The organism is Pseudactinotalea sp. (genome assembly GCF_048594945.1).
Taxonomy (GTDB): domain Bacteria; phylum Actinomycetota; class Actinomycetes; order Actinomycetales; family Beutenbergiaceae; genus Pseudactinotalea.
This window is the reverse complement of sequence record NZ_JBMDXJ010000173.1, coordinates 1-7,116: the sequence shown is the minus strand read 5'-3', so window position 1 is coordinate 7,116 and position 7,116 is coordinate 1. Positions and strand designations below refer to the sequence as shown.

10 protein-coding genes are annotated in these 7,116 nt (G+C 71.0%); 8 read left to right on the top strand and 2 right to left on the bottom strand.

All coding sequences use genetic code 11. The features are described from left to right. Positions 1-119 precede the first annotated feature (119 nt). Entirely contained in the window at positions 120-1,310 is a 1,191-nt protein-coding gene (locus ACOJSN_RS07780; RefSeq protein WP_420111934.1) for an amidohydrolase, read from the top strand. On the opposite strand, the gene ACOJSN_RS07775 is transcribed toward ACOJSN_RS07780, so the two are convergent. Further along, the gene (locus tag ACOJSN_RS07775) at positions 1,274-1,954 is read right to left on the bottom strand and encodes a GntR family transcriptional regulator (protein ID WP_420111933.1); all 681 of its coding nucleotides are present in this window, start codon (positions 1,952-1,954) and stop codon (positions 1,274-1,276) included. The genes ACOJSN_RS07780 and ACOJSN_RS07775 overlap by 37 nt on opposite strands. Before the next feature lie 49 nt (positions 1,955-2,003). On the opposite strand from ACOJSN_RS07775, the gene ACOJSN_RS07770 reads away from it, so the two are divergent. Next, positions 2,004-2,579, top strand: a complete 576-nt coding sequence (locus ACOJSN_RS07770; protein WP_420111932.1) for a 1-acyl-sn-glycerol-3-phosphate acyltransferase — start codon at positions 2,004-2,006, stop codon at positions 2,577-2,579. Here ACOJSN_RS07770 and ACOJSN_RS07765 read toward each other — a convergent pair. After that, positions 2,576-3,112, bottom strand: a complete 537-nt coding sequence (locus ACOJSN_RS07765) for an NADPH-dependent FMN reductase (RefSeq protein ID WP_420111931.1) — start codon at positions 3,110-3,112, stop codon at positions 2,576-2,578. The two genes, ACOJSN_RS07770 and ACOJSN_RS07765, sit on opposite strands and share 4 nt — an antisense overlap. A gap of 95 nt (positions 3,113-3,207) precedes the next feature. On the opposite strand from ACOJSN_RS07765, the gene ACOJSN_RS07760 reads away from it, so the two are divergent. From ACOJSN_RS07760 to manD, 6 genes are all read left to right on the top strand, one after another. Further along, positions 3,208-3,675: a MarR family winged helix-turn-helix transcriptional regulator gene (locus ACOJSN_RS07760; RefSeq protein ID WP_420111930.1), complete on the top strand. Its 468-nt coding sequence runs from the start codon at positions 3,208-3,210 to the stop codon at positions 3,673-3,675. 43 nt (positions 3,676-3,718) lie between these two features. Next, a complete protein-coding gene (locus tag ACOJSN_RS07755) occupies positions 3,719-4,189 on the top strand; it encodes an RNA polymerase sigma factor (RefSeq protein WP_420111929.1) in 471 nt (156 codons plus the stop codon). Beyond that, positions 4,186-4,776: a methylated-DNA--[protein]-cysteine S-methyltransferase gene (locus ACOJSN_RS07750; protein WP_420111928.1), complete on the top strand. Its 591-nt coding sequence runs from the start codon at positions 4,186-4,188 to the stop codon at positions 4,774-4,776. The genes ACOJSN_RS07755 and ACOJSN_RS07750 overlap by 4 nt, the downstream gene beginning before the upstream one ends. 42 nt (positions 4,777-4,818) lie before the next feature. Then, complete coding sequence (locus ACOJSN_RS07745; RefSeq protein ID WP_420111927.1) at positions 4,819-5,202, top strand: VOC family protein; 384 nt, start codon at positions 4,819-4,821, stop codon at positions 5,200-5,202. A 30-nt stretch (positions 5,203-5,232) separates the two neighbouring features. Continuing rightward, positions 5,233-5,574 carry a hypothetical protein gene (locus ACOJSN_RS07740; RefSeq protein WP_420111926.1) on the top strand — a complete coding sequence of 114 codons (342 nt, stop codon included), beginning with the start codon at positions 5,233-5,235 and terminating at the stop codon, positions 5,572-5,574. Between the two features lie 127 nt (positions 5,575-5,701). Continuing rightward, positions 5,702-6,937: a D-mannonate dehydratase ManD gene (gene manD / locus ACOJSN_RS07735; RefSeq protein WP_420111925.1), complete on the top strand. Its 1,236-nt coding sequence runs from the start codon at positions 5,702-5,704 to the stop codon at positions 6,935-6,937. The last annotated feature ends 179 nt before the right edge of the window (positions 6,938-7,116 follow it).

Here is a 7,116-nt window from a genome sequence, read left to right as displayed (position 1 = left end):
CGACGGCGTCGGTGACGCTTCCGGTGGGGTCGGAGGTGAGCGGGGCGATGCTGAAGGCGGCGAGCATCCCGGCAGCGTCCCACACTCGGGTATCCACAAATGGTATACCATTTGCCGACATGGCGAATCTGACTGTCTCCCACGTGCGCCCCTGGGCCGGGGCGCCCGTCGACGTCGTGATCTCCGACGGCGTGATCACGGCTCTTGGCGAGCCTGCCGGAGGTCCCGTGACCGAGGGCACCCACCTCGACGGCGCGGGGATGCTCGCGCTGCCGGGCTTCGTCAATGCGCATGCTCACGTGGACAAGAGCTGGTGGGGCCGGCCGTGGGTCTCGTACGGCGGCGTTGCCAGCACCCAGGGGAGGATCGCGCACGAGCGCGCGGAGCGTGACGCGCTCGGGATCCCCAGTGTGGACGGGGCCACCGCCGTGCTGCGCGAGTTCCTGCGACACGGCACCACCGCGACCCGCAGCCATGTGGACGTCGACCTCGGTGTCGGGCTGCGCGGCATCGAGAACGTCCGCGAGGCCGTCGACCGGCTCGGCGGCGCCATCGAGGTGGAGATCGTGGCCTTCCCGCAGGATGGCGTGATCCGCCGGCCAGGCGTGCTGGACCTGATGGACGATGCGGCCGCGGCGGGCGCGACCAGCATCGGCGGACTCGACCCGGCCGGCATCGACCGTGACCCGGTGGCGCAGCTCGACGCGCTGTTCGGCATCGCGGAGCGCCGCGGAGTGGGCCTCGACATCCACCTGCACGATGCCGCTGAGCTCGGCGGCTTCCAGATCGAGCTGATCATCGAGCGCACGCTCGCCGCCGGTCTGCAGGGCAGGGTCACGGTCTCGCACGGGTTCGCGCTCGGCCAGCTGCCGCCGTCGCGTCAGGCCGACCTCGTCGACGCGCTCGCCGAGGCGGGCATCGCGTGGGCCACGGTGGCCCCCGTCGGGAGCGCGCCGCTGCCGTGGCGGCAGATGGCGGAGCGGGGCGTGGGGATCGGACTGGGCACGGACGGCATCCGCGACCTCTGGTCGCCGTTCGGCGACGGCGACCTGCTCCGTGTCGCGCTGGGGTTCGCCCGGTTGCACGGTCTGCGCACCGATGAGGAGCTCACCGCTGCCGTGCGGATGGCCTCGACGCTCGCTGCGCCGTTCGTGCACCGGCCGGTTCACGACCTCGTGGTCGGGGCGCCTGCCGATCTCGTGCTCGTGGACGCCGAGAACGTGCCGGACGCGCTCGTGCGCACTCCGCGCCGTGCCCTGGTGGTGGCCGGCGGTCAGGTGATCGTGCGCGAGGGCGAGCTGCTGGTCTGAGCCGTGTGCGGGGCCGCGGCCCGGGCGTGCTGACGCTTGCCGCTGGCGATCAGGTGCGCCTGCACCAGGGCGTCCAGGTGTCCGAGATCGCGCGCAGCGATCGCTGAGCACAGCTCCTCGTGCTCGCGTGCGAGCGCGAGCAGGTCGTCGTGCTGCGCGAGCAGCCAGCGCATCCGGCTGCGCATCGCGTGATTGAGCTCGACCAGCAGGGCGTTGCTCGAGGCCTCGATGACGGCTTCGTGGAAGTCGGCGGCCGCCCGACGCGCGAGCACCGCGTCCTGCGCCTGTGCCGCCTCGACCTCCCGTGCGACCGCACTCCGGAGATGTGCCAGCCCCGCCTCGTCGACCCGTTCGGCGGCGAGCCGGAAGGCGAGGACCTCGAGAGCGCCGCGGACCTGGAGGAGGTCCGCGACGTCGTCGTCGGTGAACTCCCTGACCACTGCCCAGGTGTGCGGACGCAGCGTGACCAAGCCTTCTCCGGCGAGGGCCTGGAGCGCCTCGCGCACCGGGACGCGGCTGACGCCGAGGTCCTGCGCGAGGTCGCGCTCGACCAGTCGGCTGCCCGGTGGGCGGAGGCCGTCGAGGATCTCATCGCGCAACATCCGCTCGACACGGTCCGACTCGGACCTCTCCTTCGACGCCATTCCCTCACCCTGTCATGCGCGGGAGGTGCGGTGCCCGTACCGTAAGCCTGTGCGTATCCGACGGCGGCTCTCCGACCTCTACTGGCGCTTCAGCCGGTGGACTCCGGAGGCCGAGCCGATGCCGGCGCGCGGCGTGCTCCTCGGAGTGCCCCACACCTCCAACTGGGACTTCGTGCTCATGGTGATGGTGAGTTGGCATCTGGGCGTGAAGTTCCGGTTCCTGGCGAAGCGGTCGGTGTTCTGGCCGCCGCTCGGATCGCTGATGCGTGCCCTGGGCGGCATCCCCGTGGACCGCGGCGCCGATTCCGGTCTCGTGCGCGAGCTGGTGGCGATGGCCGAGGCCGGCGAGCGCTTCCTCGTGGTGATCACCCCCGAGGCCACGCGCAGCAAGGTCGAGTACTGGAAGTCCGGGTTCTACCGGATCGCCCGCGACGCCGAGCTCCCGGTGATCATGGGCTTCATCGATCGGCGCAGGATGGCGTGCGGGGTGGGCCCGCACTTCATGCTCAGCGGCGATGTCAAGGCCGACATGGACCGGATCCGGTCGAACTATGAGGGGTTCGTGGGGGTGCGCCCCGGCCTTGAGTCGGTCCCGCGACTCAAGGACGAGACGACCGCACCCTAGGCGGGGACGCCCTCGCTCACCAGGTTGGCGATGAGGGCCTCGACGGCGGTGGCGTGAGTCGGGTCTGTCAGCTCGCCGGAGACGAAGGCCTCGTGGGCGGCCGAGACACCCACGGTGGTCTCCAGCGGCAGCGCGCGTGCACGGCGCAGGATCGCCACGAGGTGGTCCCGAGCGCTCCCGGCGTCGCCGGGGGTCGGGGTGGCGGCGAGGACGGCTGCAGGCTTGCCGTTGATCGAGGAGTCGTCGTAGGGGCGCGAGGCCCAGTCGATCGCGTTCTTGAGCGCAGCAGGGACCGATGCGTTGAACTCGGGCGTGACGACCACGAGCGCCTCGGCACGCCCGACGGCGGCGCGCAGGTCCGCGACGACGGCCGGCGGGTTCGCATCCCCCTCGTCGCTGTAGAACGGCAGCTCGTTCAAGCGGTCGAAGCGTTCGACCGTGGTGCCCTCGGGCAGGGCCGCGACAGCGGCGGCGGCGAGCTGGGCGTTGAAGGAGTCGGGGCGGGTGCTCCCGACGAGAACCAAGACGTTCACGGATGTCCTCGGAGTCGAAAGGTCAAGTACTTGACCAAGAGTGAGGGCGACCGTGCTGACTGTCAAGTCCTTGACCAGATTGCTAGAATCGTGAGATGACGACGACGCGCACCGCGGCGCTCCCGGTCGTCGCTCTGCTCAGCAGGCTCGAGGCGGCCTACCTCGCCGAGTTCGACCGGCGGCTGCTCGACTCCGAGTTCTGCTCGCTGTCCTTCGCCCACTCGCGCAACGTGCTGCGACATCTGGGTGACGGCCCGCAGCGGGCCGGCCGACTCGTGGAGCTCGCGGGTGTCACGAAGCAGGCCATCAGCCAGCAGCTTGTCCAGCTGGAACGCGCGGAGCTCGTCCGCACCGAACCCGACCCGCTCGACCAACGTGCGCGCCTGGTGGCGCTCACCGAGCGCGGCGAACGCGCGCAGGCGCTGGTCCGGCAGACCTTCGCCGACATCGATGACGAGTGGGCGATGCTGCTGGGCGCCGAGAGGTTCGCCAGCCTGCGCGACGGCCTGGACGACCTGCTGGAGCGTGTGGGACCCGCCGAGCCGCCCGACACTGCGTGCTGACCCGACCTCACATCTGGCCGCCCGCGAACGTCTGCAGGGTGTGATGAAGAAACCGTTCGAGGCCCTGGTCTCCTCCCACGGCACCACCGTGCTGCGGGTCTGCCGGGCTGTCGCCGGCCTCGATGACGCCGAGGACGCCTGGTCGGAGACGTTCCTTGCCGCCCTGCGTGCCTATCCCGACCTGCCCGCCGATGCCAACACCGAGGCCTGGCTGGTGACCATCGCCCATCGCAAGGCGATCGACCAGCTCAGGTCCCGCCGTCGTGCGCCCGTGCCCGTCGAGACCGTCCCAGAACGGGCGGGCGAGGACCGGACCGGGTGGCAGCGCGACCTCTGGGACGACCTGGCGCGACTGCCCGAGAAGCAGCGCGCTGCCGTCGTCTACCACCACGTCGCCGGGCTGCCGCACCGCGAGGTGGCGGCCATCCTCGGCGGCACCCCCGCGGCAGCCCGGCGTGCGAGCGCCGACGGCATCGCCGCGCTCCGACGCACCCACCCAGGAGAGAACCGATGAGCCTGCCCGACCTGACCCGACCCGACGATGCCGACACCATCGCTCGGCTGACCGACCGCCTGGGGCGCGCGGCCGCCGATGTCGACCTGCTCGACGTCGCCTACCGCACGATCGACTCCCCGCTGGGAACCCTGCTGCTCGCCGCGACCCCGCGCGGGCTCGTGCGCGTGGCGTTCGAGACCGAGACCGAGGACGAGGTTTTGACCGAGCTCGCCGGGCGGGTCAGCCCGCGCGTGCTCGCGGCGCCCGCGCGGCTCGACGCCGCGGCACGGGAGCTCGAGGAGTACTTCGAGGGCCGACGGCGGGAGTTCGATCTCGCGGTCGATCTCACCTTGGCCTCGGGGTTCCGCCGCGAGGTGGTCACGCTGCTGCCGCAGATCGCGTACGGAACCACCGCGAGCTACCGGGACGTGGCGGAGATGACCGGACGCCCTGGGGCGACCCGCGCGGTCGGGACGGCGTGTGCCCGGAACCCGGTGCCGTTGGTGTTGCCGTGCCACCGGGTGGTGCGCGCCGATGGCTCGACCGGGGCCTACCGCGGCGGGCCCGAGGCGAAGGTCGCCCTGTTGAGGCTCGAGCACGAGTGAGCGAGCAGGGTCGAGAATGGCCCTGACGGACGAGGAGGACCTATGGCGACGTTGCGGGACGTGGTGACCGACTGCGCTCGGCCGGCGCCCCTGGCCCGGTTCTGGGCAGAGGTGCTCGAGGGCTACGAGGTGGCGCCGTACGACGATGCCGAGCGAGAACGGCTCGCGTTGCTCGGCGTGACCGACCTCGAGGACGACCCGACCGTGCTCGTGCAGCCGGTCGGAGGCGGCGGCGTGCGGTTCTGGTTCCAGCAGGTGCCCGAGCACAAGGTGGTCAAGAATCGGGTGCACGTGGACCTGACCGCGCAGGACCCGCAGGCCGAGCTCGAGCGCCTCGTGGGCCTCGGTGCGCAGGTGGTCGGCGACAACCCCGACACCATCGTGCTGGCCGACCCGGAGGGGAACGAGTTCTGCCTGCTGCGGTGATCGGGTGGCTCCATCGACGAGAATCGTGACGTGCAGACGCTGCTTGTGGTGCTGGCGATCATGGCGCTCGGTCTCGTGGCCGTGGTGCTCTTCCAGCGAGACCTGAGCCGGCACCCGTGGTCCGGCAGCGGCGGAGGCGGGCCGTTCGGCGCGATCGACGAGGTGTTCGCGCCCACGCGCCACGAGGCCATGGAGGAGGTCAAGCGGCAGTACGACCGGACCGCGCCCGCGCCGATCCCTGGTGAACCGCCCTGGCTCGACATCGACCTCGACGCCGAGGGTCGCCCCGTTGCGGTCACGATCGATCCTGCGCGTCGGCGATCAGGAGCCGAGCGGGACGCTGGCCCGCCGTCGGAACACAGCGGTGCCTGACGGGAACTCGCTTGCGATCGCGGTTCGAGCAAGGCACGACAACCGGTTGCCACGCGGCTGGGTCATCAGGGCAGGATGGTCGTAGCGCGCCGCCGACGGCGCGTCCGAGCGCAGGAGGAACGACACCGTGATCATCGAGCGTGCCGACGTCATCGTCACCAGCCCCAACCGGAACTTTGTGACGCTGCGGCTGCAGACCGACGAGGGGCACGTCGGCCTCGGGGACGCCACCCTGAACGGCCGCGAGCTCGCCGTGGTGTCCTACCTCAAGGACCACGTGGTGCCGTTGCTGATCGGGAAGGACGCGCACAGGATCGAGGACACCTGGCAGTTCCTCTACCGCAGCTCGTACTGGCGCCGCGGACCGGTGACGATGGCGGCGATCGCCGCCGTGGACATGGCGCTGTGGGACATCAAGGGCAAGGCCGCGAACATGCCGGTGTACCAGCTGCTGGGCGGCGCGAGCCGGAGCGGGCTGATGGCGTACGGGCACGCGTCCGGCATCGACAACCCGCAGCTGTTCGACTCGATCCGGGAGCACCTCGAGCTCGGCTACCGTTCGGTCCGCGTGCAGACCGGTGTCCCGGGGCTCAAGGCGATCTACGGGATCGCGGCGCAGTCCACGCTCGACGGCGGCGAGGAGCGCTACGACCACGAGCCCGCCCGGCGCGGTGCGCAGCCCACCGAGGAGGACTGGGACACCCGCGCGTACCTGCGCCACCTGCCGACGGTGTTCGAGGCCGTCCGCAACGAGTTCGGCCCGGAGCTGCCGCTGCTGCACGACGGCCACCACCGGATGACCCCCATCCAGGCCGCCAAGCTCGGCAAGTCGCTCGAGCCCTACGACCTGTTCTGGCTCGAGGACTGCACGCCGGCCGAGAATCAGGAGGCGCTGCGCCTGGTCCGCCAGCACACCACCACGCCGCTCGCGATCGGCGAGATCTTCAACACGGTCTGGGACTTCCAGGCGCTCATCAAGGAGCAGCTGATCGACTACGTGCGCGCCGCCTCCACCCACTTCGGTGGCATCTCGCCCCTGAAGAAGGTCATGGACTACGCCGCGCAGTACCAGATCAAGTCGGGCTGCCACGGCCCCACCGACATCTCGCCGGTGGGCTTCGCGGCCCAGTTGCACGTGGGTCTGGCGATCCACAACTTCGGCATCCAGGAGTACATGCAGCACGGCTCGCGCACCAACGAGGTGTTCCAGCAGTCGATGACCTTCGAGAACGGCCTGCTGCACCCGGGAGACAACCCGGGCCTGGGCGTCGAGCTCAATGTGGACGAGGCCGGCAAGTACCCCTACGAGCAGGCCTACCTGCCCTTCAACCGGCTCGCCGACGGCACCGTCCACGACTGGTAATCAGCGCTACCGGGCGCCGCCCGCCCCGCTGACGCCGGTGAGTGCGGTCCCACGGGCCGGGCCGGGGTGGGACTGGACTCACCGGGCCTGGCCGGGGGTGGGACTGGACTCACCGGGCCTGGCCGGGGGTGGGACTGGACTCACCGGCGCCCGGCCTCCCACTCCTCGCGCAGAACTCC